Source organism: Microbacterium nanhaiense (assembly GCF_014646015.1).
Taxonomy (GTDB): domain Bacteria; phylum Actinomycetota; class Actinomycetes; order Actinomycetales; family Microbacteriaceae; genus Microbacterium; species Microbacterium nanhaiense.
Map to the genome: position 1 here is coordinate 50,356 of NZ_BMMQ01000010.1, position 21,050 is coordinate 71,405.

The following is a 21,050-nucleotide window of genomic DNA, read 5'->3' on the forward strand; positions in this document are numbered from 1 at the left end:
GTGTACGAACGGAAGGGACGGAACGGCGGCGGCGGGGGTTACTGCCGGGAGCGGCCGCGGCGGGCGAGGAGGATCGTGGCGATCACGAGGACCGCGCCCCAGAAGACGACATTCGCGATCGGTACCCAGAGCGACTCCTGCGACACGGATCCGTCGGTCATCGATGCCGCGAACCCCTCCGTGAGTGGGTAGCGGGCGAGCGCGACGATCCCGTAGAGGGGTGTGAAGCGCGCGATGTCGAGCATCACGCCGTCGAGCGGGAAGAAGACGTTGCCGAGGAATCCGAGGATGACCAGGGATCCGCTGGCCGCGCCGACCGCGCCCTCGCTGCGGAACAGCAGGCCCGCGAGGAGGCCGAAGAAGCTGAACACGGCGGCTCCGACGAGGACGAGAACTCCGCTCAGGATCCACACGTGCGGCTCCGCCTCCGCGCCGGTGAGGGCCCCGATGACGAAGATCGCGACGACCGGGATGATCGCGATGACGAAGCCGACGGCGGCCTTCGTCGTCACGCGCTGCGCGTCGCTCATCGGTGTGAGCCCGAGCTGGCGGCCCCAGCCCTGCATCTGCTCGACAGCGGCGGATCCACCCACGCCGACCGTCGCGGTCACGGCGCCGTACGCGGCCATGCCGATCATCACGTAGGCGGCCACGTTGCCGTTTCCGATGTCGGCGGAACCGTAGTCCTGCACGGCACCGAAGATCACGTACATGAAGGCCGGGAGCACGGCGACGAAGAACATCGAGACGACGTCGCGCATCACCCGGGCGAGTTCGATGCGGAAGTAGGTGGCGTTCATGAGGCGCTCCGTTCGGTGAGCAGGCGGAAGGCGTCGTCCATGCTGCCGGCCGTGATCTCGAGATCGTGGGCGCCCAACCGGGTCAACAGCGCCCGCGCGACGGCATCGGAGTCGGCGGCCGTGACGACGAGGCGCCCGGCGTCGGCGGCGACCGCCCGCACCTCCGGCATGGCCTCGAGCTCGGCGACCACGGCCGCCTCGCGGTCGGCGGGCACGTACGCCTGCACGCGGCGGCCCGTTGCCGTCGCGCGGATCTCGGCGGTCGTTCCGTCGGCGACGATGCGCCCTCCCGCCATCATCACGATCCGCTGCGCGAACGCGTCGGCCTCCTCGAGGTAGTGCGTCGCGAAGACGATGGTGCGCCCGGCGCGCGCGTCCTCGCGCATCGTGTCCCAGAACTCGGCCCGCGCGGTCACGTCCATTCCCGCCGTGGGCTCGTCGAGGACGAGCAGCGCGGGATCCGGCAGCAGCGCGAGCGCGAAGCGCAGGCGCTGCTGCTCGCCGCCGGAGCACTTCGAGACCCTCCGCTTCGCGATCCCCGTGATGTTGGCGCGTTCCATCACCGCCTCGACCGGCATCGGATCCCGGAACGTCGACGCGACGAGCGTGACGGTCTCGCGCACCGAGAGGTCGCGCAGCAGCCCACCCGTCTGTAGGACGGCCGAGACGCGGCCGGCGCGAACGGACCGCCGGGGCGGCTCCCCGAAGACGGTCACGTCACCGGCGGACGGGTTCGTGAGCCCGAGGACCATGTCGAGGGTCGTCGTCTTGCCCGCGCCGTTCGACCCGAGGAGTGCGACGATCTCGCCACGCGGGATGCTCAGGTCGACGCCGTCGACCGCTCGGAAGGACGCACCTCCCGCGCGGAACTCCTTCACGGCGCCGCGCAGCGCGACGGCCTCTGTCTGCGTATTCATGGTTCAAGCCTCGCGCCGCGGCGGCCGCGGATCGATCCCCCGCTGTCACCCGGCGCACATGACGAATGTCACCCGCAAGCGCCTTGACCGGTCGCCTCCCGGCCTGTTACCTCGTCGCATGCGTCTACGCCGTACCCGCCCGAGCGATCCGGGCATCACCAGGATCCGCCGGGGGCGGGGCTTCGAGTATCGCGACCCGAGCGGCTCGCGCGTCGGCGACGAGCAGACGCTCGCGCGGATCCGCTCGCTCGCGATCCCGCCGGCGTGGCGGGACGTGTGGATCTGCACGCGCGCCAACGGTCACCTTCAGGCCGTCGGGGTGGACGACGCGGGCCGCGCGCAGTATCTCTACCATGCCGACTGGTCGCGCCGAATGGCCGCGCGGAAGTTCGACCGCGCGCTCGAACTCGCCGAGCGACTGCCCTCCGTGCGCCGCGGGGTCACGCGAGACCTCCGACGCGAGGGGACGGGCCGCGAGCGGGTCCTGGCGGGCGGGTTCCGCCTGCTGGACGCGGCGCTGCTGCGCGTCGGGTCCGAACGCTACGCGCAGGAGAACGGCACGGTCGGTTTGACGACCCTCCGCGGTGAGCACGTCACCGTCGCAGGGAACACGGTCTCGCTGTCGTTCATCGGAAAGAGCGGCGAGCCGTGGGAGCGCTCCTTCGACGACCCGGATCTCGCGGCGCTGCTCGCCGAGCTGAGCGCGCGGGCGCGACGCGCAGGTGCTGTCGTGGCGCGACGACGCGGGCTGGCATCCGATCCGCTCCGCCGACGTCAACGACGATCTCCGCGCCCGCACCGGCGGGGACGCGACGGTGAAGGACATCCGCACGCTGCGCGGCACGGCGGTCGCGGCCCGTTCCCTGGCGCGGTGGGGCGTGGAGACGAGCGATGCGGGCCGAAAGCGCGCCGTCGCGGCGGCGGCGCGCGATGCCTCCGAGGTGCTCGGCAACACCCCGGCGGTCGCCCGGAGCTCGTACATCGACCCGCGTGTAATCGACCGCTACGAGCACGGGATCGTCGTCGACGACGGCACGATCGCGCACGTCGAGGGGCAGCTCGCGGCCCTCGTGGGCGCGCGCTCCTGATACTCCTCCTTCTCCTCCCCCGCAAGCCCCTCCTCCTTCTACGGCGCCGGGGCGACCCTGTGCAGACCCCCTGTTTCACGCCCCACACGGAAGGATCCGGACCGAGTCATGCGTGCCACACCAGCCCCCGAGAACGCCGTCGACCTCGCCCGCGAACGCGACGACCGCCGCGTGCGGGCCTGCCGCGCCCTGATCCACGCGCGCACGGCGAGTGCCGCCGAGCGTCGCCGTATCCGTCAGAAGGTCGTGCTCGAATACCTCGACGTCGCCGACGCGGTGGCCCACCGGTTCCGTTCCGCGCACGAAGACCCGCGCGACCTGCGACAGGTCGCGTACATCGGTCTCACGAAGGCGGTGTCGCGGTACGAGCCCGAGCGCGGTGACGACATCGTCGCCTTCGCCGTGCCGACGATCTCCGGGGAGATCAAGCGGTATCTTCGCGACTCCACGTGGATGGTGCGCCCGCCGCGGAAGCTGCAGGAGCGCGGTCTCGACGTGAGTCGGCGCATCTCCGATCTCGGCCAGCGGCTCGGACGCGAACCCGGCATCGGGGATATCGAGCGCGACACCGGGTGGAGCCGCGACGAGGTGTCGGCGGCGCTCGGCTGCCTGGGCGGGCGCCGCCCCGTGTCCCTCGATGCGCCGTCGAACGACGCCTCGGGGGCGTCCCTGGGCGAGCTGATGGCGAGCGAGAACTCCTCCCTCTCGCACTTCGAGCTGCGCATGGCGCTATCCATGGCGTGCCGCGACCTCTCCCACCGCGACCGGCTGGTGCTGCGAATGAGGTTCGCCGAGGAGATGACTCAGGCCGAGATCGCCCGTGAGATCGGCGTCACGCAGATGCAGGTCTCGCGGATCCTCACCCGGGTGCTGAGCGCCCTGCGCGAGCGCCTCACGCCCGAACTTCTGGCCGCCTGAGGAGCGTCCGCGCCGCCCGGATCACGTCGGGGGCGGTGACGGCGAGCAGCGCCGGATCCGGTTCGGCGGCGAAGGCGTCACCGCGCCGCACGCTCGCGTCCGTCAGCGCGATGTGCGGACCGGGCGGCGGCCCCCACTCCTCGACGGGAGCGGGGCCGAAGACGACGACCGAGGGCGTGCCGTAGGCGGACGCGAGGTGCGCCGCGCCCGTGTCGGCCGTGCAGACGATCGCCGCGCCCGCGATGACGGCGGCGAACTCGTCGAGGCCCGCGCGCCCCGCGAGCACGTCGTCCTCGGGGATCCCCGCGAGCTCCGCGACGCGGCGCGCCCGGGCCTCGTCCGCGGATCCGCCGGTGACGACGACGCGGAGGCCGTCGTCGAGCAGCGCCCGGGCGAGCTCCGCGAATCTCGCCACGGGCCATTGCCGCGCCCCGTAGAACGCGCCGACGTGCACGACGGCCGCGCCCGGGGCCGGGTTCCGCAGCCGCGGCACGGCGATCGCGACATCCAACGGATCCGCGGGGATGCCGTGCCCCGAGAGGAGGGACGCCCAGCGCTCGCGCTCGTGGATCCCGTCGCGCCACGGGACGCGCCCGCCGTGCGCGATCGTGCGCCGCGCCGCAAGGGCGTCGATGATCGCGCGGCTCTCGGGCCCGTTGCCGTGCAGGTTCACGGCGACATCGACCGTGCCGGGATCGATCGGCAGGGGCGCGTCGAGCCCCGGCGTGGGCAGGAGGGTGTCGATGCTGCCGACGAGGCGCGCGATCGGTTCGAGCCACCCGGGCGCTGCGAAGACGATCTCGTGCTCCGGGAACCCGCGCCTCAGCGCGTGGAGCGCGGGGACGGCGACCAGAAGGTCGCCGAGCTTGAGCGCGCGCAGCGCGAGGACGGCGGGCCGGGTGCCGCTGGGTGGGGAGATGCGCATGCCGGGCATGATGCACCATTCGGCGCCGGAACGGAACCCCCGTTTCGGAAGCACGGGGCGCGGGCACTGCTGGGGGCATGACCGCACCCACCGCTCCCGCCGCGATCCTGTTCGACCGCGACGGCACCCTCATCGTCGATGTTCCGTACAACGACGACGAGCGGCGCGTCGTGCCCATGCCGACGGCCGTCGCGGCCGTGACGCGGGCGCGCGCGGCCGGGTGCCGCGTCGGCGTCATCACCAATCAGTCGGGCATCGCGCGAGGCCTCGTCTCCCGGGAGGGACTCGCCCGCATCCACGACCGCGTCACCGCCCTCTTCGGGGAGTTCGATGTCTGGCGGGTGTGCCCGCACGGGCCGGACGACGGTTGCTCCTGCCGCAAGCCGGCTCCCGGCATGGTGAGCTCCGCCGCCGCCGAGCTCGGCGTTGCGCCCGAACGGGTCGTCGTGATCGGCGACATCGCGGCCGATATCGACGCGGCGAGCGCGGCCGGTGCGTCCGGGATCCTCGTGCCCACCCCGCGAACCCTGCCGGAGGAGGTCGCGCGCGCCCCGTGGGTCGCGGCGAACCTCGACGAGGCGGTCGTCTCGGCGCTCGAGGGGGCGCGATCATGAGCCGGCGGGTGCTCGTGGCGCGGCTCGACAGCGCGGGCGACGTGCTCGTGTGCGGGCCCGCGGTCCGCGCCATCGCCCGCGACTCCGAGGTTGTCATGCTCGTGGGCCCTCGAGGCAGGGCCGCGGCGGAGCTTCTTCCGGGAGTCGCCGAACTGATCGTGTGGGACGCGCCCTGGATCGCGAACCCGGCCCCGCCGGCCACCCCCGTGCACATGTCGGATCTCGTCGAGCGGGTGCGTGCCGCCGGCGTGGACGAGGCGGTCATCCTGACGTCGTTCCATCAGTCACCGCTTCCGCTCGCCCTCGCGCTGAGGCTCGCCGGGGTCGGCCGGATCACGGGAGTCTCGACGGACTACGCCGGGTCCCTGCTCGACGTGCGTCTGCGCCCGGGCGAGGATCTTCCCGAGGACATCCCGGAGCCCCTGCGCGCGCTCGCGATCGCCGAGGCGGCGGGCTGGCCCTCGGAAGACTCGCGTCTCGCGGTGAGCGACCTGCGCGTGCCGCCCGGCCTGCCCCCGCGCGGCGGTTACGTGGTGCTACACCCCGGCGCGAGCGTCCCCGCACGGCAGGCGCCGGTCGAGCTGTTCGCGGCGGCGGCTCGGATCCTCGCCTCCCGGTGCTGGGAGATCGTCGTCACGGGTTCGGCGGACGAGCGCGGGCTCGCGGCGCGCATCCCGGCGAGCCTCGACCTGTCCGGGTCTCTCGACCTGGCGTCCCTCGCGGGCGCCATCGAGGGCGCCGCCGCGATCGTCGTCGGCAACACCGGCCCGGCGCACCTGGCCGCGGCGGTCGGCACGCCGGTCGTCAGCCTGTTCTCGCCCGTCGTTCCGGTTGCGCGGTGGGCGCCGCACGGGGTGCCGGTGCGGATCCTGGGCGACCAGGACGCCGCGTGCCGGGGCACCAGAGCGCGCGAGTGCCCCGTGCCCGGCCATCCCTGCCTGTCGACCATCGCGCCCGAGGAGCTCGCCGACGCGGTCGAGGCTCTCGCACGAGAGGAGGTCCCCGCATGAGGATCCTGGTGTGGTACGTGCACGGCGGGTGGATGAACGCCTTCACCCGCATCGGTCACGAGTGCGTGGTGCCGGCGGAGCAGACGCCGCCGGGCGCGACGGGCGTCGTTCGCGTTCCCGAGGCCGAGCTCGCGGAGGCGGGCATCGATGTCGTCGTGCTGCAGCGCACGGGCGAGCTCGCCGAGGCGGAGCGGCTGCTCGGCCGCCACCTCGGGCGAGACGTGCCCGCGATCTTCGTCGAGCACAACACTCCGCAGCGCTCGCCGGTCGCGCAGCGGCATTTCCTCGCCGACCAGGACGAGATCACCGTCGTGCACGTGACGCACTTCAACGCGCTCGTGTGGGACACGGGCCGTGCGCCAAGCCGCGTCATCGAACACGGCGTGCCGGATCCGGGCGCGCTGTACACGGGAGAGCTCCCGTCATTCGGCGTCGTCGTCAACGAGCCGGTGCGCCGGGGGCGCGTCGTCGGAACCGACCTGCTCCCCCGTTTCGCGGAGCGCGCGCCGATCGATGTGTTCGGCATCGGCACCGAGCTGCTCGAGGGAGGCGACGCGCCGATCCGCGCGTGCGGCGACCTGCGCACGGATCGCCTGCACGCCGAACTCGCCCGCCGCCGGGTGTACATGCACCCCTTCCGCTGGACCTCGCTCGGGCTGTCGCTGATCGAGGCGATGTCGCTCGCCATGCCGGTCGTCGCGCTCGCGACGACCGAGGTGCCCCGGGCCGTGCCTCCCGAGGCGGGCACCGTCTCCACGAACGTCGACGAGCTCGCGGCGGCCGCCGAGCTGCTCCTGCACGACCCGGAACGGGCGCGCGTGCAGGGAGCCGCCGCCCGCCAATTCGCCCAGGCCCGCTACGGGATGGACCGCTTCGCGCGCGACTGGGGCGAGCTGCTCGCCGACGCGCGCCGCGCTCCCTCCTCCTCCTCGGGGTCCGCCCCGAAACTCCACTGAAAGGCAGGATCCGATGAAGATCTCCATGGTGTCCGAACACGCGAGCCCGCTCGCCGCCCCCGGCAGCGTCGACGCGGGGGGCCAGAACGTGCACGTCGCCGCGCTCTCGCTCGCCCTCGCCCGTCGCGGCCACGAGGTGACGGTGTTCACCCGGCGCGACGACCCCGAACTGCCGACGAGCGTCCCGCTCGGCGACGGCGTCGAGGTGGTCCACGTCGACGCCGGCCCGGCCGCGCGCGTGCCGAAGGACGAGCTCCTGCCCCACATGGACGAGCTCGCCCGCGGCATCGCCGCCGTGTGGGCCGAGGACCCGCCCGAGGTGGTGCACGCCCACTTCTGGATGTCGGGCGTCGCCTCGCTCGCGGCCGCGGCGCTCGGCGTCTCCCCGGCGCCGCCCGTCCTGCAGACCTTCCACGCGCTCGGCACCGTCAAGCGGCGCCACCAGGGCGCGGCCGACACGAGCCCCGCCGCGCGCGCCTGGCTCGAACCCCACGTGGCGCGCACCGTGACGGGCGTCATCGCCTCCTGCAGCGACGAGGCGTTCGAGCTTCGCTCGATGGGCGTGCCCTCGCAGAACATCTCGATCGCCCCGTGCGGCGTCGACGTCACGGCGTTCTCCCCCGACGGCCCGGTGGAGCCGCGCGGTCTCGCGCACCGCATCGTCAGCATCGGCCGACTCGTGCCCCGCAAGGGCGTCGACCTCGTGATCCTCGCGCTCGGGATCCTCGCCGCACAGGGGCGGGACGACATCGAGCTCGTCGTCGCCGGATCCGCGGAAGGCCCCGCCGCGAGGGATCCGGAGATCGCCCGGCTCCGGCAGATCGCGCGCGGTTGCGGCGTCGAGGACCGGGTGATCTTCCGCGGCCCCGTGGCGCGCGAGAGCGTCCCCGCCCTGCTCCGTTCCGCCGACGCGGTCGTGTGCGCGCCGTGGTACGAGCCGTTCGGCATCGTTCCCCTCGAAGCGATGGCCTGCGGTGTGCCGGTCGTCGCCGCGGCGGTCGGCGGCCTCATCGACACCGTGATCGACGGCATCACCGGCATGCACGTGCCGCCCCGCGACGCGCAGGCCATCGCCGACGCGCTCGGCGCGATCCTCGCCGACGACCGCGTCCGCGACCGCATGGGCCGGGCCGGCCGGGAGCGGGTGGAGGCGCGCTACACCTGGGATCGCGTCGCCGCGCAGGTCGAGCACGCCTACCTCGAGGCCCTCGCGTCCGGCGCTCACGCGGCGCAGGCGGCGGGGCCCGCAACGGAATGGGCGCTGCGATGACCCTCACCGTGACCGCCCCGGCGAGCGAGCGGCTCGTCGCGACGCACCTCGACGCCCTCCGCTCCGCCCTCGACGACGCCGCCCGGCACGCCGCGCACCTCGCGGCGTGGGGCGAGTTGCTCGCCGACCGGCTATCGCGCGGCGCGCGGATCCTCGTCGCCGGCAACGGAGGATCCGCGGCGGAGGCGCAGCACCTGACCGCCGAGCTCGTCGGACGGTACCGCGAGGAGCGCCCCGCGTTCAGCGCCATCGCCCTCAACGCGGAGACCTCCAGCGTCACCGCGATCGGCAACGATTACGGCTTCGATGAGGTCTTCGCGCGCCAGGTGCGCGCGCACGCGCGGGCCGGAGACATCGTGCTCCTGCTGTCGACGAGCGGGGCGAGCGCGAACCTCATCGCGGCCGCCCGAGCCGCCCGCGACGTCGGTGCGCTCGCCTGGGCTCTGACGGGCCCCGGCCCCAACGCGCTCGCGACCGCCTGCGACGACGCGATCTGCCTCGACGGCGCGTCGCCCCACGTGCAGGAATGCCAGCTCGCCGCAGTGCACGCGCTCTGCGCCGTCTTCGACGCGGCGGTCATCGGATCCGCGCAACGAGAGGAGACATGATGAGGATCACGGTCGTCGGAGACACGCTTCTCGACGAAGACATCGACGGGGCCTCGACCCGGCTGAGCCCCGACGCCCCCGTTCCGGTCGTCGAGATCGGCTCCCGCGTCTCCCGCGCGGGCGGCGCAGGGCTCGTGGCCCGCATGCTCGCCGTGGACGGGTTCGATGTGAGCCTCGTCACCGTGCTCGGCAACGATCAGGCCGCCGACCGGATCCGCGGGCTGCTCGCGGGCGTCCGGATCGTCGCGGGCGACGCGGGCGCACCGACGCCGATCAAGACGCGCGTGCGCGCGAACGGGTTCCCCATCGCCCGCCTCGACGAGGGCTGCGAACCCGCCCCCGTGCCGCAGGCCTCCGAGGAAATGCTGCGCGCCATCGCGCTCGCGGACGCCATCGTCGTCGCCGACTACGGTCGGGGCATGACCGCGCACCCCGCGATCCGTCTGGCGCTCGCCGAACGGGCGGGGCGGGTGCCGCTCGTGTGGGATCCGCACCCGCGCGGAACGCGGCCCGTGCCGAACACGACGCTCGCGACCCCCAACCAGGCCGAGGCCGCGGCCGTCGTCGGCGTCGCGCGCGAGACGGTGCACACGCCGTCGGCCATCCGCGCGCTACACGAGACGTGGGAGTGCGCATCGCTCGCGATCACGCTCGGCGAGGACGGCGCCCTGCTGTCGAAGGGACCGCAGGACGAACGCCTCTGGTTCGCGGCCGACCGCGTCTCGACCCACGACCCCTGCGGGGCCGGCGACAGGTTCGCGGCGAGCGCGATCGCGGCGCTCGCCGCGGGCGCGGAGCTGGCCGACGCCGTGCGCGGCGCCGTCGCCGCGGCGTCCGCCTACCTCGCCCGCGGCGGCGTGCGCGCGCTCGCGGGCAACCATCCTCCCGTTCCCACGCTCGCGTGAGGACGGCTGGCGAAGAAGCAATCACATACACGAACAGGAGAAAGTCATGACGAGCCCCTACCCCCGTCCCGTCGGCCGCGTGGTCGTAACCGGCGGATCCTCCGGCCTCGGCGCCGCCGTCGTCGACGCGGTGCGCGCGGCCGGCGGCTCGCCCGCCGTCATCGACCGCGTGCCGCTCGACGACGGCGGCGCGACGCCGTTCGCGCAGGCCGATGTCTCGAACCACATCGAGGTCGAGCACGCGATCGCCGCGCTCGCCGCCGAGCTCGACGGAATCGACGCCGTCGTCACGGCGGCGGGGATCGACCGCTGCGGCACGCTCGGCGAGGTGGACGCCGTCGAGTGGGAGCGCGTGATCGGGGTCAACCTCCTCGGCACCGTGTCGACGGTGCGCGCGGCGTTGCCGTACCTCGAGGAGGTGCACGGCCGCGCGGTCATCGTCGCGTCGTCGCTGGCGCTCCGCGGCGTCTCCGACGCGACGGCCTATTGCGCCTCGAAGTTCGGCGTTCTGGGCTTCTCGCGCGCGCTCGCCGCCGAGACGCGCGGCAGGCTCGGCGTCACGACGATCATCCCGGCCGGCATGCGCACGGCGTTCTTCGACGACCGCCCGGAGCAGTACAAGCCGGGCGCCGACGCCCAGCTGATCGAGGCCGCCGAGGCGGCCCGGGCGATCGTGTTCGCGCTGCAGCAGCCCCAGGGCGTCGAGGTGCGCGAGCTCGTCATCTGCCCCGAGGAGGAGCCGTCGTGGCCATGAGCTGACGCGCATCCGCGAGCACGGCGTCGCTCGTCACGTCGCCGACGAAGGAGACGTCGTGCTCGCAGCGTTCCGCCGTCCAGCCCACCTGCGTGCTGTCTCGCCCGCACACCGGGCAATGGGTCGTCCAGGCGAGCTGCACGCGGTGCCGCCCCCGGCCCAGCGGGCCGGCATTGACGACGTTGCCGAACCAGAACACCGCCGCGGTCTTCGTCCCCACGGCCTGCGCGAGGTGCCGCGGCCCGCTGTCGTTCGCGACCAGGAGGTCGGCGCCCGCGAGCGCGGCCGCGAGCCGGCGCAGCGTCATTCGGCCGCTCGCATCCTCGATGCGCGAGCCGGATCCGGGGGCGATCTCCTCGATCCTGGTGCGGATCCTCGCGGCGAGCGGAACGTCTTCCGCGCCGCCGACGAGGAGGATCCGCGCCCCGTCGTCGAGGAGGGCGGCCGCCACCTCCGCGAAGCGTTCGGCGGGCCAGCGCCGGCGCGGGTCGGTGGCCCCCGGGTGGATGGCGACGAGCGGGGAGTCGGCGTCGCGCTCCGCCGCCGCCGCCGAGGCCGCGTCGATCTCGATGCGGGGCTCGAGCACGACCGGTGCAGCGCCCGCGAGCCCCGCGACCTCGAGGGCCCGCAGCACCTCATGCTGGTAGTAGACGTAGTCGATCGTGCGCTCGAGCGGCTCCGCGTCGGGCGTGCGCGTGCCAACGGTGTGCCGCGCCCCGAGCAGGTTCAGAAAGGGATTCGAGTACCTGCCGCCGCCGTGGATCTGTACGGCGAGGTCGTAGTTTTCGTCCCTCTGCGCGGCGAGGAAGTCGCCCAGCTCGGCGGGCGGTTCGGCCTCCGGCGAGGCCGCGACACCCGGGACAGCCGGTAGCCGAACCACGCGGTGCGGGGCGCCCAGCACGCGCGGGCTCTCGGGGGCGAAGAGTTCGCCCGCGATCGTCGAGCCGAGCAGCGTGATCTCGGCCTCGGGGTATGCCCCGGCCAGGGCGGCCAGCGCGGGCTGACCGAACAGTAGGTCGCCGAGGCCGCCCCCGCGGAGCACGGCGATGCGGCGCACGCCGTCGAAGGGTTCGGACACGGGCGCGATGGCGGGGAAGAGGTTCATTCCTCTCCGGTTCCCGCTCGTCGCGGCCTTCAAACGGAGCGGACGCGCGACGCCGCGGGGTTCAAAACCGGCCGACGCGGGTATGGGGCAGGAACGATGACCCGAGACGAGGGAGAGCGAGATGGCTGAGACGACGCGACGAGCGCAGACCCCGACGGAGCGGATCCGCGAACGCGCGCCGCGCGTGGTGGTGATCGGCGATCTGCTGCTCGACGGCTGGTGGTCGGGCACGATCGGCCGCATCGCGCGCGAGGCCCCCGCACCCGTCGTCGACCTGAACGCGCGGGAGCACGTGCCGGGCGGAGCCGCGAACACCGCCGTGAACCTCGCCGCCCTCGGCGCGCGCGTGGCGGCCGTGGGCCTCGTCGGCGACGACGAAGCGGGCCGGATCCTTCGCGAGGCCCTCGCCGACGCGGGCGTCGACGTCTCCCGCGTGCGCGCCATCGCGGGCGCCAGGACGACGACGAAGGTGCGCGTGAGCGCCGGCGAGCAGGTGATCGTGCGGATCGACGACAGCGAGCCGGATCCGTGGCCCGCGCCGGCCCTCGACGCGCTCATCGACGACGTCGCCACCGCGAGCGCGGACGCGGATGCGCAGGTCGTGTGCGACTACGGCTCGCTCCTCGGCGACGAGATCGTCGAACGGCTCGCGGCCCTCCCCCGCCCCGCGCTCCGCGTCGTCGACGCGCACGACGCGCGGCGGCTGCGCGCGCTGCGGCCCGAGCTCGTGACGCCCAACGCCGCCGAGGCCGAGCTGCTCGCCGGCGAGAGCCTCGGGTCGGGCGAGCAGCGCGCCGAGCGCGCCGCGGAGCTGTCCGAGCGGATCCGCGAGGCGGCGGGCGCGCGCGCCGCCGTCGTCACCCTCGATCGCGACGGCACGGTGCTGCTCGCGCCCGGGGCCACGCCCGTGCGCACCCGCGCCCACCCGTACCCCGAAAAGCAGGCCTCGGGCGCGGGCGACGTCTTCGTCGCGGCGCTCACCGCCGCGCATGCCTCAGGCGAACCTCTGGAGAGCGCCGTCGCGCTCGCGCAGCGCGCCGCCGACGTGGCGGTGCAGCGCGTCGGCACCTGCGTGTGCGGGCTCGACGAGCTCGAGCGCGCCGCGGGCGCGGAGCTGGCGGTCGTGGATCAAGATCTGCTGGCGGCGCGTCTCGACGAGCACCGTGCGCGCGGGGATCGCATCGTCTTCACCAACGGCTGCTTCGACGTGCTGCACCGCGGTCACACCGCCTCGCTGCGCCAGGCGGCCTCGCTGGGGGACGTGCTCGTCGTCGCGGTCAACTCCGACGCGTCGGTTCGGCGGCTCAAGGGCGAGGAGCGGCCCGTCAACGGCGAGCGGGATCGCGCCGACGTGATCGCCGCCCTGGCGTGCGTCGACTACGTGACGATCTTCACCGAGGACACGCCCCGCGAACTCATCCGGCGCCTGCGCCCGCACGTCTATGCGAAGGGCGGCGACTACACGCCGGAGATGCTGGCAGAGACGGCCGCGGCCGACGAGATCGGCGCCGAGATCGCCATCCTCGACTACGTCGCCGACCATTCGACGACGCAGATCATCGGGCGCATCCGCGAGGTCGCGTCCGACGGGGCGCGGCGATGACGCGCAGGGGTGCCGGGAACTGGGCGGAGGCCTCGGCCCCGGAGGCGCCGGAGATCGACGTGCTCGTCCCGTTCGCCGGGCGGGCGTCCGCTCTCGCCGTGACGCTCGCGGGGCTCGCGGCCCAGGACGATCCGCCCTTCCGGGTGATCGTCAGCGACCAGTCGCTCGGCGGCGAGGTCGAGGATCCGGCGGTGCAGGCGATGCTGCGGGTGCTTCGCGCACAGGGGCGGGCCGCCGAAGTGATCCCGCACCTGCCGCGCCGCGGCATGGCGGAACAGCGCGACTTCCTGCTGCAGGTGTCGAGCGCCCCTCGCGTGTTCTACCTCGACGACGACATCTGGCTGGAACCGGGTGCGTTGTCGCGTCTGGACGCGGCCCTCACCCGCTTCGGCGGCGGATTCGTCGGCTACGCCCCTCAGGGCCTGTCGTACCTCGGCGAGTCCCGACCCCACGAGCGCGCCGCCCTGGAGTTCTGGGACCACCGGGTGCTTCCCGAGCGCGTCCGGCCCGGCACGACTGCCTTCGAGCGCTGGCCGCTCCACAACGCCGCGAATCTCGCGCACGCGGCGCTCGAGCACCGCGTCCCGGCGCAACAGCCGCGGGCCTATCGCATCGCATGGGTCGGGGGCTGCGTCCTCTACGACCGCGCGCGACTCCTCGCGGCGGGCGGCTTCGACTTCTGGCGGGAACTGCCGGCTCATCACGCGGGCGAGGATGTGGCGGCCGAGTGGCGCGTCATGGAGCGCGACGGCGGCGCCGGCGTGCTCCCGAGCGGCGCGGTGCACCTCGAGGCGCCCACCACGATCTCCGATCGCCGCGTCGAGGCGCGCGACATCGTCTTCCGCGAACACGCGGAAGCTCGCAGAGAAAAGGAAGGGACCCGATGATGAGCGACACCCCGAACCCCATCCAGGTTCAGAAATACCTCGGCGGCATCGACTATCCCGCGAGCCGACAGACGATCTGCGATGCGGCACGCGATGCCGGCGCGCCGGCGGACGTGGTCGACGCGTTGGAAGCGATTCCGGATCGCGAGTACGAGGGACCGACGGGCGTCAGCGAGGCAGTGAGCGGACGGTGACCCGCGGCGAGTCGAACGGGATCAGTCCCCGCCCGACTCGCCGCGCTCGGCGTCGGAGGTCGCCGACGCACCGGATCCGCGTCCCTCCGCGAGGTACGCGAGCCGGTGCAGCGTCTCCTTATTGCGGATCCGGATCAGCGCGTCCGTGAAAGGCCTCGTGAGCGCCCTGGCCGGCCCGCGCTCCACCTCCTCGACGATCCGCATGAGGCAGCCGTCGCCCGCGGGCTTCGCCTCGATGACGACTCGCGCCGTTCCGATCGGCCAACCGCGCGCCTCCACCTCGACGCGGCGCGGCGGATCCCAGGCGAGGACCTTCGTCGTGCCGTCGAGCAACGCCGGCCAGGTGCCGACGGAATGGTGCAGCAGCGATCCGGGCGCGGGCCACGCGTCGTCGACGTCGCGCATGCGCGATGCGCCGACGACCCAGGCGGGGTACAGCCAGCCTTCCGCCAGCACCTCGAACACGGCCTCCGGGGTGCATTCGGCTCGTCTCACATTGGTGGCCATGGGATTCCTCTCGGGTAGATGCACTCATCCTGACCGCAGCGACCGTCGAAGGCGCAGGCCCTTGACACCGCCCGGAAGTCAACCCCCTCGACGCGAGCGATGGGCGACATTTGGCTGAACGCATGACGGCTCACCTGATGTCCATCGGCACGGCGACGCCCGAGGCGCGCCTGTCACAGCCCGCCACCCGCGACTTCTTCCGTGCGCAACCCGACGTCGACCGGCTGACGGCCAGGCTCATCGGGGCCGCTTTCGACCACTCGGCCATCGACAACCGCTACTCGGTGATCGGCGGCATCGGCGAGGAGTCGACCGACTTCGCGCGCGACGGCGTCCTCCGCTCCCCCACCACGGGCGAACGCAACGCGCTCTACCGCCGGGAATCGCCCGCGCTCACGGCGCGGGCGGCGCGGGAAGCCCTCGAGGGCAGCGGCTTCGACGCCGCCGACGTGACGCACGTCGTGACGGCGTCGTGCACCGGCTTCTTCGCGCCGGGACCCGACTACCGGCTCGTCCGCGATCTGGGGATACGCCTCACCGCCGAGCGGACGCACATCGGCTTCATGGGGTGCGCGGCCGCCTTCCCCGCCCTCCGTGCCGCGGCTCGTATCTGTGCGGCGCAGCCGGGTTCCGTCGTGCTCGTCGCGTGCACAGAGCTGTGCTCGCTGCACATCCGATCCTCGCGGGACCCCGAGCAGATCGTCGCCTCGGCGGTGTTCGGCGACGGCGCCGCGGCCGCCGTGGTCGCCTCGGCCCCGCCGCGCACGGGCGCGCCGCGGCTCGAGATCGGCGACTTCTCGACGGCGATCACCTCCGAGGGTGAGGCCGACATGGACTGGTCGATCGGCGACCACGGCTTCGAGATGACCCTCACCGCGCAGGTGCCCCGCATCATCGGCCGCGAGATCGCGGGGGTCGCCGCGTCGATGCTCGGCGATGGCGTCGACCCCGTCACGGCGGTCGACGCGTGGGCCGTGCACCCCGGTGGGCGCAGCGTGCTGGACCACGTGCAATCGGGTCTCGCGCTCCCGGACGAGGCGATGACGTACTCGCGCGAGGTGCTGCGCGAGTACGGCAACATGTCGAGCGCCACGATCCTGTTCATCCTCCGGCGGATCCTCGAGGATTCGTCGCTGCCCGACGGCGCTCGCGTCGCTGGCCTGTGCTTCGGGCCCGGCCTGACGGTCGAGACCGTCGCGCTGACCCGGGCCGCGGCATGACCCTCGCCGTCCGCGCCGAGCACCTCGCGGAGCGGATGGACGACCCCGACTGCTCGGAGACGATGCTCCGCCGCACCTACGAGCGCTTCGGGCTCGTCAATCGCGCGGTGGCGTGCTGGGGGCGCGTCTACCGCGAGCTGATTCGCCCCGAGCTCGCCGCGCTCGAACGCGCCGGTCACGCGGCGCGGATCCTTGACATCGGCTGCGGCGCGGGCGACGTGCTCCACCGGCTCATCGCGGCCGCGCGCCGCGACGGCTTCGCCGTCGCGGGTGTCGGCATCGACCCCGACGCGCGCGCCATCGGGGCCGCCCGTCCCGGCCCGGGCGTGCACTTCCGCCGCGCGTACAGCCGCGAACTCGTCGACGAGGGCGCGACGTTCGACCTCGTCGTGTCGAACCACCTGCTGCACCACCTGGGTGCCGACGAGTTCGACGCCCTCCTCGCGGATTCGGCGCGGCTCGGCGAGCGGCTCAGCGTGCACTCCGACATCGCCCGCGGGAGGCTCGCCTACGCGGCCTTCTCGCTCGGGGCCCTGCCGGTTGCCCCTGGCACCTTCCTGCGCGTCGACGGTCTCACCAGCATCCGCCGCAGCTACACCCCCGCCGAGCTTGCGGAGCGCCTCCCGGCGCCGTGGCGGGTCGAGCGGCCCGGCCGCTTCCGCCTACTCGCCGTGCACCGCCCGGTCTCCCCGCGGATCCTGCCGTGATCGACGTCGTGGTCGTCGGCGCGGGCCCCGCGGGCACCCTTCTCGCTGCCGAGCTCCGTCGGCTCGGTCTCGATGTCGAACTCCTCGAGCGCCGGGCGGACATCTCTCCCGGTAGCCGCGCCATCGGCCTGCACCCTCCGACGCTTCGGGCGCTCGAGGCGTGCGGCGCGGGCGAGCGGATCCTGTCGCGCGCCGCGCGCGTCGCCGCCGGCGTGGCCATGTGCCGCGGCCGCGTCCTCGGGCGCGTGCGCTTCGACCGGCCCGGATCCCGCTACGGCTTCATCGCGACCGCCCCGCAGTCGTTCACGGAGGAGGCGTTGCGCGCATGCTCGCCCGCGGCCCGACGCGGCGTCGAGGTCGTCGACGTGCGAGCCGATGGCGACGGCGTCGTCGTCTCCTGCCGGGAGGACGATGCCGAGCGCGCGCTCCGTGCGCGCGCGGTCGTCCTCGCGACCGGCGGAGACCGGCGTCTCGCCGGGATCCCCGCCGGGAGCCGCCCGCTCGCCGACCGCTACGTCATGGCCGACGTCGACGCGGCGCCGATGCAGCCGCCGCACACGGCCGTGCTGACCCTCGACGGGCACGGCGTGGTCGAGTCCTTCCCCCTCCCGGGCGGCGGCCGGCGGCTCGTCGCGTGGGACGGCGGCGACGGGGATCCCGCTGAACGGCTACGGAGAGCGCTCGCGCTCCGCGTCGGCGACGAGCGCCTCGCCGAGCGTATCGAGACGGCGAGCGAGTTCGAGATCCGCCGCATCCTGCTGCGCCGCATGCGCCGCGAACGGGTGTTCGTCATCGGTGACGCCGCGCACGAGATCAGCCCGATCGGCGGCCAGGGCATGAACCTCGGTTTGCTCGACGCGGCCGCGCTCGCCCCGGCTCTCGCCGTCTGGTTGCGCGCCCCCGACGACCCGCGCCCCGTGGCCCGCTGGGAGCGCGCCCGGCTGGCATCCGCGCGCACCGCGGCGCGGCTCGCGGGCATGAACACCGCAATCGGACGCGCCCGGGGGCGAACCGGTCACACCGCGATGACGGCCGCCGTGCGGGCGGCGGCGACCACTCCCCTCAGCCGCCTCGCCGCGCACGCTTACTCGATGGGCCTCGACCGCGGGGCCTCGTGAGGCGTCAGTTCAGCGCGACGATTCCCGCGTTCAGGGTCGAGGCGTAGAGGATCCACACGAGATACGGCGCGAGGAGCCATCCGGCCGCCTTGATCCGCGTCGCGCACAGCCCCATATACCAGATCACGCAGACGATCAGGACGAGGATCACGACGAGCGCGACCCACCACGCCGCCTCGCCCATCACCGAGTATCCGGCGAAGAAGATCGGCGTCCAGGCCGCGTTGAGCGCGAGCTGCACGACGTATACCGTCAGCGCCGGGTCCCAGCGGCGGCCGTCTCTCGCGACCCACCGCCACAGGACGAACCCCGAGATCGCGATCATCAGGTAGAGCACGCTCCACACCGGGCCGAAGACGGCGTTCGGCGGGTTCCAGGGCACCTTCTCGGCATCCGCGTACCAACCGTCGACGAAGCCTGCGGTGGCGAGCGAGCCGCCGGCCGCGATGGCGACGACGGCGAGCAGCAACACCGCGGCAACGAGGATCTGGCGGGCGAGCGACGGAGTGCGGGTCATGATGATTCCTCCTCGGAGTGGTTCTCTGCGGATGCGATGATGCGGTTCACCATGCCGCTGAAGATGAACCCGTGGAAGGGCAGCATCGCGAGCCAGTAGAGGCGCCCCGACAGCCCCCGCGGAAAAAACACGGCACGCTGGACGTAGGCGATGCCCACGGGAGAATCCTCGATGCCGAGCTCGAGCCAGGCGTTGCCCGGCACCTTCATCTCGGCGCGAAGGCGCAGCAGGCGCCCGGGTTCGAGCGCCTCCACGCGCCACACGTCGAGCGCGTCGCCCACGGCGAGGCGCGAACGCGCGCGGCGGCCGCGCTGCAGGCCGACACCGCCTGTCGCGCGGTCCAGCAGGCCACGCAGCGCCCAGAGCGCGGAGCCGGAGGGCCAGCCGTTGGTGCCGCCGATCTGTGTGATCACGGACCAGACGGCGTCGCGATCGGCCGTCGTGGTCCGGGAGCGGCGATCCGTGAACACCGTTCGCCCCGCCCACTCCGGGTCGCTGGGAAGCGGGTCGCTCGGCGCCTGGTGCACGCGCGCATCGACCCAGCTGGTCTCCACGTCGTCGATCTCGATCCGACCGAGGGCGAGGCGCACGGCTTCCCGATACGGGGTGAGCCCGCCCTCCGGGCGCGGCAGGACGTCGTCGACCGCATGATCGGCCATCACGCAGTCGTTCTGCAGAGACTCGACGAGCGGCCGCGCGATCGCGCTCGGCACGGGAGTGACGAGCCCCACCCAGAGCGAGGCGAGGCGCGGGGTGAGCACCGGAAGGGCGGCGATGCCGCGCTGCGGAAGGCCCGCCTCGACGGCGTAGCCGTTCATCATCTGCCCGTAGCGCAGCACGTCAGGCCCGCCGATGTCGACGGCGCGATTGATCGAGGGATCCGCCCGCGCGGCGGCGAGGAGATAGTGCAGCACGTCGCGGATCGCGATCGGCTGGATCCGGTTCATCACCCATCGCGGGGCGGGCATATAGGGCAGCACGTCGGTGAGGTGACGCACCATCTCGAACGACGCCGAGCCCGAGCCGATGATCACGCCGGCCTGCAACACCAGCGTCGGCACACCCGAGGCGAGCAGGATGTCGCCGACCTCGACGCGAGAGGCCAGGTGCCGCGAAAGCGGGACGCCCCTCGGATGCAGGCCGCCCAAGTAGACGATGCGGCGTACGCCCGCGTGCGACGCCGCGCGGGCGACGGCGTTCGCGATCTCGCGATCCCTCGAGTCGAAGTCTCGCCCGCTCGACATGGAGTGCACGAGATGGAAGAGCGCGTCGACGTCGCGGACGCCCTCGGCGAGCGCGCCCGCATCGGCCGCGTCGCCCTCGACGATCTCCACCCGATCGGCCCAGGGCAGGGCACGGATCCGCTCGGCCGAACGGGAGAGGACGCGCACGCGCCAGCCGCCGCTGAGCAGACGCGGCACGAGCCGACCGCCGACGTAGCCCGTCGCGCCGAGCACGAGGGCGCGCGGCGCGGATCCGTCCTCTCGAGCGACAGCGCGCAGGGCGTCCTCCGTGCCCGTGGGGGCGCTCAGGTCATCCATCGGTGCGGCGCGCTGCCGGCTCAGGCGGCGACCGCCGTGAGCACGGGTAGTTCGGCGCGACTGCGCAGGATCGCCTGCGGCGGGAGAGCCGCCCGAGCCGAGCGGGCGACCTCGCCCGCGTGCTCGTCGATCACGACGCGGGCACCCGAGAGCAGCGCCGCGCGGGCCAGGGCGTCCGCCATCGGCACCGGACCGTAGCCCGGGATCTCGGTGCTCTCCCGCTCGTCGACCCACGGCTCGGCGGCGAGCACCTCGAGCGTCTTGCCCGACTTCCACAGGCGCACGTCGAGCAGAAGCGTGTCGACGCGGCCGCTCTGCAGCGCCGACATGACATCTTCGGCTCCGATCGCGCGGCCACCGGCGGCGGGCGTACCGCGCCGCAGCACCGCCTCGGAGAGGTCGCGTGAGTGCCAGAGCATCGGCAGCACGGGCGGCACGGAGTCGTAGCCGGCGAATTCTCCGCGGATGCGTCGGCCCGCGAGCGCAGCGTTGACGATTAGTTCGCCGTCGCGGACGAGGATGTAACGGGCAGAGGGAGCGTCGAGCTCCGGCGCAGCATCGAAGGCGCGCATCAGGCACTCGACGTCGGCGGCGGGCGCCTTCGCGTGTGTGAGGTCGGCCTCGATAGTGGGCCGGGTGAGCTCTCCGGGGGCCCCGTCGACGTAGGCGAAGGTCCACGGGCCCGGCTCGGCGAGCAGCGACACGAAATCTGCGAGGTCACTCATCTTGGTCTCCTGTCGTCTGGTCTCGGTCCGGGCGCGGCGCTGACGTCGCTGCGTCTGCCGAACCGAGTATCTCGACCGTACGGTCGATCGTGGATCTGCCACGAGATGCTTGACATCGGCGGGGCGAGCCGCTATGCGCCGAGGAGGTGACGGTGTAACTA

Annotated in this window: 23 protein-coding genes and 1 pseudogene; 16 read left to right on the forward strand and 8 right to left on the reverse strand. The window is 73.4% G+C overall.

What is annotated here, in order from left to right; translation table 11 throughout:
• Positions 1 to 38 precede the first annotated feature (38 nt).
• Complete coding sequence (locus IEX05_RS13600; RefSeq protein WP_188702761.1) at positions 39 to 800, reverse strand: ABC transporter permease; 762 nt, start codon at positions 798 to 800, stop codon at positions 39 to 41.
• Entirely contained in the window at positions 797 to 1,717 is a 921-nt protein-coding gene (locus IEX05_RS13605; protein ID WP_188702763.1) for an ABC transporter ATP-binding protein, read from the reverse strand. The genes IEX05_RS13600 and IEX05_RS13605 overlap by 4 nt, the downstream gene beginning before the upstream one ends.
• Before the next feature lie 118 nt (positions 1,718 to 1,835).
• Between IEX05_RS13605 and IEX05_RS15535 the strand changes: the two are divergent.
• From IEX05_RS15535 to IEX05_RS13615, 3 genes and pseudogenes are all read left to right on the forward strand, one after another.
• Positions 1,836 to 2,309, forward strand: a pseudogene (locus IEX05_RS15535) (DNA topoisomerase IB-related protein); the annotation flags it as partial.
• Between the two features lie 130 nt (positions 2,310 to 2,439).
• The gene (locus IEX05_RS15345; RefSeq protein ID WP_229661329.1) at positions 2,440 to 2,805 is read left to right on the forward strand and encodes a hypothetical protein; all 366 of its coding nucleotides are present in this window, start codon (positions 2,440 to 2,442) and stop codon (positions 2,803 to 2,805) included.
• 108 nt (positions 2,806 to 2,913) lie between these two features.
• Positions 2,914 to 3,723: a sigma-70 family RNA polymerase sigma factor gene (locus IEX05_RS13615; protein WP_188702765.1), complete on the forward strand. Its 810-nt coding sequence runs from the start codon at positions 2,914 to 2,916 to the stop codon at positions 3,721 to 3,723.
• Here IEX05_RS13615 and IEX05_RS13620 read toward each other — a convergent pair.
• Positions 3,698 to 4,657, reverse strand: coding sequence for a glycosyltransferase family 9 protein (locus IEX05_RS13620; RefSeq protein WP_373286307.1), 960 nt, complete (start codon positions 4,655 to 4,657; stop codon positions 3,698 to 3,700). The two genes, IEX05_RS13615 and IEX05_RS13620, sit on opposite strands and share 26 nt — an antisense overlap.
• Positions 4,658 to 4,725: 68 nt before the next feature.
• Here IEX05_RS13620 and IEX05_RS13625 point away from each other — a divergent pair, with 68 nt between their 5' ends.
• Genes IEX05_RS13625 through IEX05_RS13655 form a run of 7 tightly spaced genes read left to right on the forward strand, consistent with a single transcriptional unit; the run spans position 4,726 to position 10,765 of the window.
• Positions 4,726 to 5,262: an HAD-IIIA family hydrolase gene (locus tag IEX05_RS13625; protein ID WP_188702769.1), complete on the forward strand. Its 537-nt coding sequence runs from the start codon at positions 4,726 to 4,728 to the stop codon at positions 5,260 to 5,262.
• Positions 5,259 to 6,272 carry a glycosyltransferase family 9 protein gene (locus tag IEX05_RS13630; RefSeq protein WP_188702771.1) on the forward strand — a complete coding sequence of 338 codons (1,014 nt, stop codon included), beginning with the start codon at positions 5,259 to 5,261 and terminating at the stop codon, positions 6,270 to 6,272. Before IEX05_RS13625 ends, IEX05_RS13630 begins: the two co-directional genes overlap by 4 nt.
• Positions 6,269 to 7,228, forward strand: coding sequence for a glycosyltransferase (locus IEX05_RS13635; RefSeq protein WP_188702773.1), 960 nt, complete (start codon positions 6,269 to 6,271; stop codon positions 7,226 to 7,228). The genes IEX05_RS13630 and IEX05_RS13635 overlap by 4 nt, the downstream gene beginning before the upstream one ends.
• A gap of 13 nt (positions 7,229 to 7,241) precedes the next feature.
• Positions 7,242 to 8,498 carry a glycosyltransferase gene (locus IEX05_RS13640; RefSeq protein WP_188702774.1) on the forward strand — a complete coding sequence of 419 codons (1,257 nt, stop codon included), beginning with the start codon at positions 7,242 to 7,244 and terminating at the stop codon, positions 8,496 to 8,498.
• Entirely contained in the window at positions 8,495 to 9,106 is a 612-nt protein-coding gene (locus tag IEX05_RS13645; RefSeq protein WP_229661330.1) for a D-sedoheptulose-7-phosphate isomerase, read from the forward strand. Before IEX05_RS13640 ends, IEX05_RS13645 begins: the two co-directional genes overlap by 4 nt.
• Positions 9,103 to 10,011: a bifunctional heptose 7-phosphate kinase/heptose 1-phosphate adenyltransferase gene (locus IEX05_RS13650; protein WP_188702778.1), complete on the forward strand. Its 909-nt coding sequence runs from the start codon at positions 9,103 to 9,105 to the stop codon at positions 10,009 to 10,011. The genes IEX05_RS13645 and IEX05_RS13650 overlap by 4 nt, the downstream gene beginning before the upstream one ends.
• Before the next feature lie 46 nt (positions 10,012 to 10,057).
• A complete protein-coding gene (locus tag IEX05_RS13655) occupies positions 10,058 to 10,765 on the forward strand; it encodes an SDR family oxidoreductase (RefSeq protein WP_188702779.1) in 708 nt (235 codons plus the stop codon).
• Here the strand turns inward: IEX05_RS13655 and IEX05_RS13660 are convergent.
• On the reverse strand, positions 10,731 to 11,870 hold the full coding sequence (locus IEX05_RS13660) for a glycosyltransferase family 9 protein (RefSeq protein ID WP_188702781.1): 1,140 nt from the start codon (positions 11,868 to 11,870) through the stop codon (positions 10,731 to 10,733). The two genes, IEX05_RS13655 and IEX05_RS13660, sit on opposite strands and share 35 nt — an antisense overlap.
• A 121-nt stretch (positions 11,871 to 11,991) precedes the next feature.
• On the opposite strand from IEX05_RS13660, the gene rfaE2 reads away from it, so the two are divergent.
• Genes rfaE2 through IEX05_RS13675 form a run of 3 tightly spaced genes read left to right on the forward strand, consistent with a single transcriptional unit; the run spans position 11,992 to position 14,554 of the window.
• Positions 11,992 to 13,473 (forward strand): D-glycero-beta-D-manno-heptose 1-phosphate adenylyltransferase, encoded by a 1,482-nt coding sequence (rfaE2, locus tag IEX05_RS13665; RefSeq protein ID WP_188702783.1) that lies wholly within the window; start codon positions 11,992 to 11,994, stop codon positions 13,471 to 13,473.
• Positions 13,470 to 14,360 (forward strand): glycosyltransferase family A protein, encoded by an 891-nt coding sequence (locus tag IEX05_RS13670; RefSeq protein ID WP_188702785.1) that lies wholly within the window; start codon positions 13,470 to 13,472, stop codon positions 14,358 to 14,360. The genes rfaE2 and IEX05_RS13670 overlap by 4 nt, the downstream gene beginning before the upstream one ends.
• Positions 14,357 to 14,554 (forward strand): DUF2795 domain-containing protein, encoded by a 198-nt coding sequence (locus IEX05_RS13675; RefSeq protein ID WP_308423421.1) that lies wholly within the window; start codon positions 14,357 to 14,359, stop codon positions 14,552 to 14,554. Before IEX05_RS13670 ends, IEX05_RS13675 begins: the two co-directional genes overlap by 4 nt.
• A 21-nt stretch (positions 14,555 to 14,575) precedes the next feature.
• Here IEX05_RS13675 and IEX05_RS13680 read toward each other — a convergent pair whose 3' ends face one another.
• Entirely contained in the window at positions 14,576 to 15,061 is a 486-nt protein-coding gene (locus IEX05_RS13680) for an SRPBCC family protein (protein WP_188702787.1), read from the reverse strand.
• A gap of 122 nt (positions 15,062 to 15,183) precedes the next feature.
• On the opposite strand from IEX05_RS13680, the gene IEX05_RS13685 reads away from it, so the two are divergent.
• From IEX05_RS13685 to IEX05_RS13695, 3 genes are read left to right on the forward strand one after another with little or no spacing between them, the layout of a single operon-like run.
• Positions 15,184 to 16,281, forward strand: coding sequence for a type III polyketide synthase (locus IEX05_RS13685; protein WP_188702789.1), 1,098 nt, complete (start codon positions 15,184 to 15,186; stop codon positions 16,279 to 16,281).
• Complete coding sequence (locus IEX05_RS13690) at positions 16,278 to 16,988, forward strand: methyltransferase domain-containing protein (protein ID WP_188702790.1); 711 nt, start codon at positions 16,278 to 16,280, stop codon at positions 16,986 to 16,988. Before IEX05_RS13685 ends, IEX05_RS13690 begins: the two co-directional genes overlap by 4 nt.
• On the forward strand, positions 16,985 to 18,106 hold the full coding sequence (locus IEX05_RS13695) for an FAD-dependent oxidoreductase (protein ID WP_188702792.1): 1,122 nt from the start codon (positions 16,985 to 16,987) through the stop codon (positions 18,104 to 18,106). The genes IEX05_RS13690 and IEX05_RS13695 overlap by 4 nt, the downstream gene beginning before the upstream one ends.
• Before the next feature lie 4 nt (positions 18,107 to 18,110).
• Here the strand turns inward: IEX05_RS13695 and IEX05_RS13700 are convergent, their stop codons facing one another.
• The 3 genes from IEX05_RS13700 to IEX05_RS13710 are packed head-to-tail and all read right to left on the reverse strand — an operon-like array spanning position 18,111 to position 20,889.
• Positions 18,111 to 18,623: a TspO/MBR family protein gene (locus tag IEX05_RS13700; RefSeq protein WP_188702794.1), complete on the reverse strand. Its 513-nt coding sequence runs from the start codon at positions 18,621 to 18,623 to the stop codon at positions 18,111 to 18,113.
• Positions 18,620 to 20,164: an SDR family oxidoreductase gene (locus IEX05_RS13705; RefSeq protein ID WP_188702796.1), complete on the reverse strand. Its 1,545-nt coding sequence runs from the start codon at positions 20,162 to 20,164 to the stop codon at positions 18,620 to 18,622. The genes IEX05_RS13700 and IEX05_RS13705 overlap by 4 nt, the downstream gene beginning before the upstream one ends.
• Positions 20,165 to 20,184: 20 nt before the next feature.
• Positions 20,185 to 20,889 (reverse strand): hypothetical protein, encoded by a 705-nt coding sequence (locus IEX05_RS13710; RefSeq protein ID WP_188702798.1) that lies wholly within the window; start codon positions 20,887 to 20,889, stop codon positions 20,185 to 20,187.
• Positions 20,890 to 21,050 lie beyond the last annotated feature (161 nt).

Coding starts and splice junctions, on each gene's coding strand:
- IEX05_RS13605 (WP_188702763.1), bottom strand. CDS start 1,717: ATGAATACGCAGACAGAGGCCGTCGCGCTGCGCGGCGCCGTGAAGGAG.
- IEX05_RS13655 (WP_188702779.1), top strand. CDS start 10,058: ATGACGAGCCCCTACCCCCGTCCCGTCGGCCGCGTGGTCGTAACCGGC.
- IEX05_RS13675 (WP_308423421.1), top strand. CDS start 14,357: ATGATGAGCGACACCCCGAACCCCATCCAGGTTCAGAAATACCTCGGC.
- IEX05_RS13705 (WP_188702796.1), bottom strand. CDS start 20,164: ATGGATGACCTGAGCGCCCCCACGGGCACGGAGGACGCCCTGCGCGCT.
- IEX05_RS13650 (WP_188702778.1), top strand. CDS start 9,103: ATGATGAGGATCACGGTCGTCGGAGACACGCTTCTCGACGAAGACATC.
- IEX05_RS13615 (WP_188702765.1), top strand. CDS start 2,914: ATGCGTGCCACACCAGCCCCCGAGAACGCCGTCGACCTCGCCCGCGAA.
- IEX05_RS13690 (WP_188702790.1), top strand. CDS start 16,278: ATGACCCTCGCCGTCCGCGCCGAGCACCTCGCGGAGCGGATGGACGAC.
- IEX05_RS13635 (WP_188702773.1), top strand. CDS start 6,269: ATGAGGATCCTGGTGTGGTACGTGCACGGCGGGTGGATGAACGCCTTC.
- IEX05_RS13670 (WP_188702785.1), top strand. CDS start 13,470: ATGACGCGCAGGGGTGCCGGGAACTGGGCGGAGGCCTCGGCCCCGGAG.
- IEX05_RS13685 (WP_188702789.1), top strand. CDS start 15,184: ATGACGGCTCACCTGATGTCCATCGGCACGGCGACGCCCGAGGCGCGC.
- IEX05_RS13660 (WP_188702781.1), bottom strand. CDS start 11,870: ATGAACCTCTTCCCCGCCATCGCGCCCGTGTCCGAACCCTTCGACGGC.
- rfaE2 (WP_188702783.1), top strand. CDS start 11,992: ATGGCTGAGACGACGCGACGAGCGCAGACCCCGACGGAGCGGATCCGC.
- IEX05_RS13630 (WP_188702771.1), top strand. CDS start 5,259: ATGAGCCGGCGGGTGCTCGTGGCGCGGCTCGACAGCGCGGGCGACGTG.
- IEX05_RS13645 (WP_229661330.1), top strand. CDS start 8,495: ATGACCCTCACCGTGACCGCCCCGGCGAGCGAGCGGCTCGTCGCGACG.
- IEX05_RS13710 (WP_188702798.1), bottom strand. CDS start 20,889: ATGAGTGACCTCGCAGATTTCGTGTCGCTGCTCGCCGAGCCGGGCCCG.
- IEX05_RS13620 (WP_373286307.1), bottom strand. CDS start 4,657: ATGCCCGGCATGCGCATCTCCCCACCCAGCGGCACCCGGCCCGCCGTC.
- IEX05_RS13640 (WP_188702774.1), top strand. CDS start 7,242: ATGAAGATCTCCATGGTGTCCGAACACGCGAGCCCGCTCGCCGCCCCC.
- IEX05_RS13700 (WP_188702794.1), bottom strand. CDS start 18,623: ATGACCCGCACTCCGTCGCTCGCCCGCCAGATCCTCGTTGCCGCGGTG.
- IEX05_RS13625 (WP_188702769.1), top strand. CDS start 4,726: ATGACCGCACCCACCGCTCCCGCCGCGATCCTGTTCGACCGCGACGGC.
- IEX05_RS13600 (WP_188702761.1), bottom strand. CDS start 800: ATGAACGCCACCTACTTCCGCATCGAACTCGCCCGGGTGATGCGCGAC.
- IEX05_RS13680 (WP_188702787.1), bottom strand. CDS start 15,061: ATGGCCACCAATGTGAGACGAGCCGAATGCACCCCGGAGGCCGTGTTC.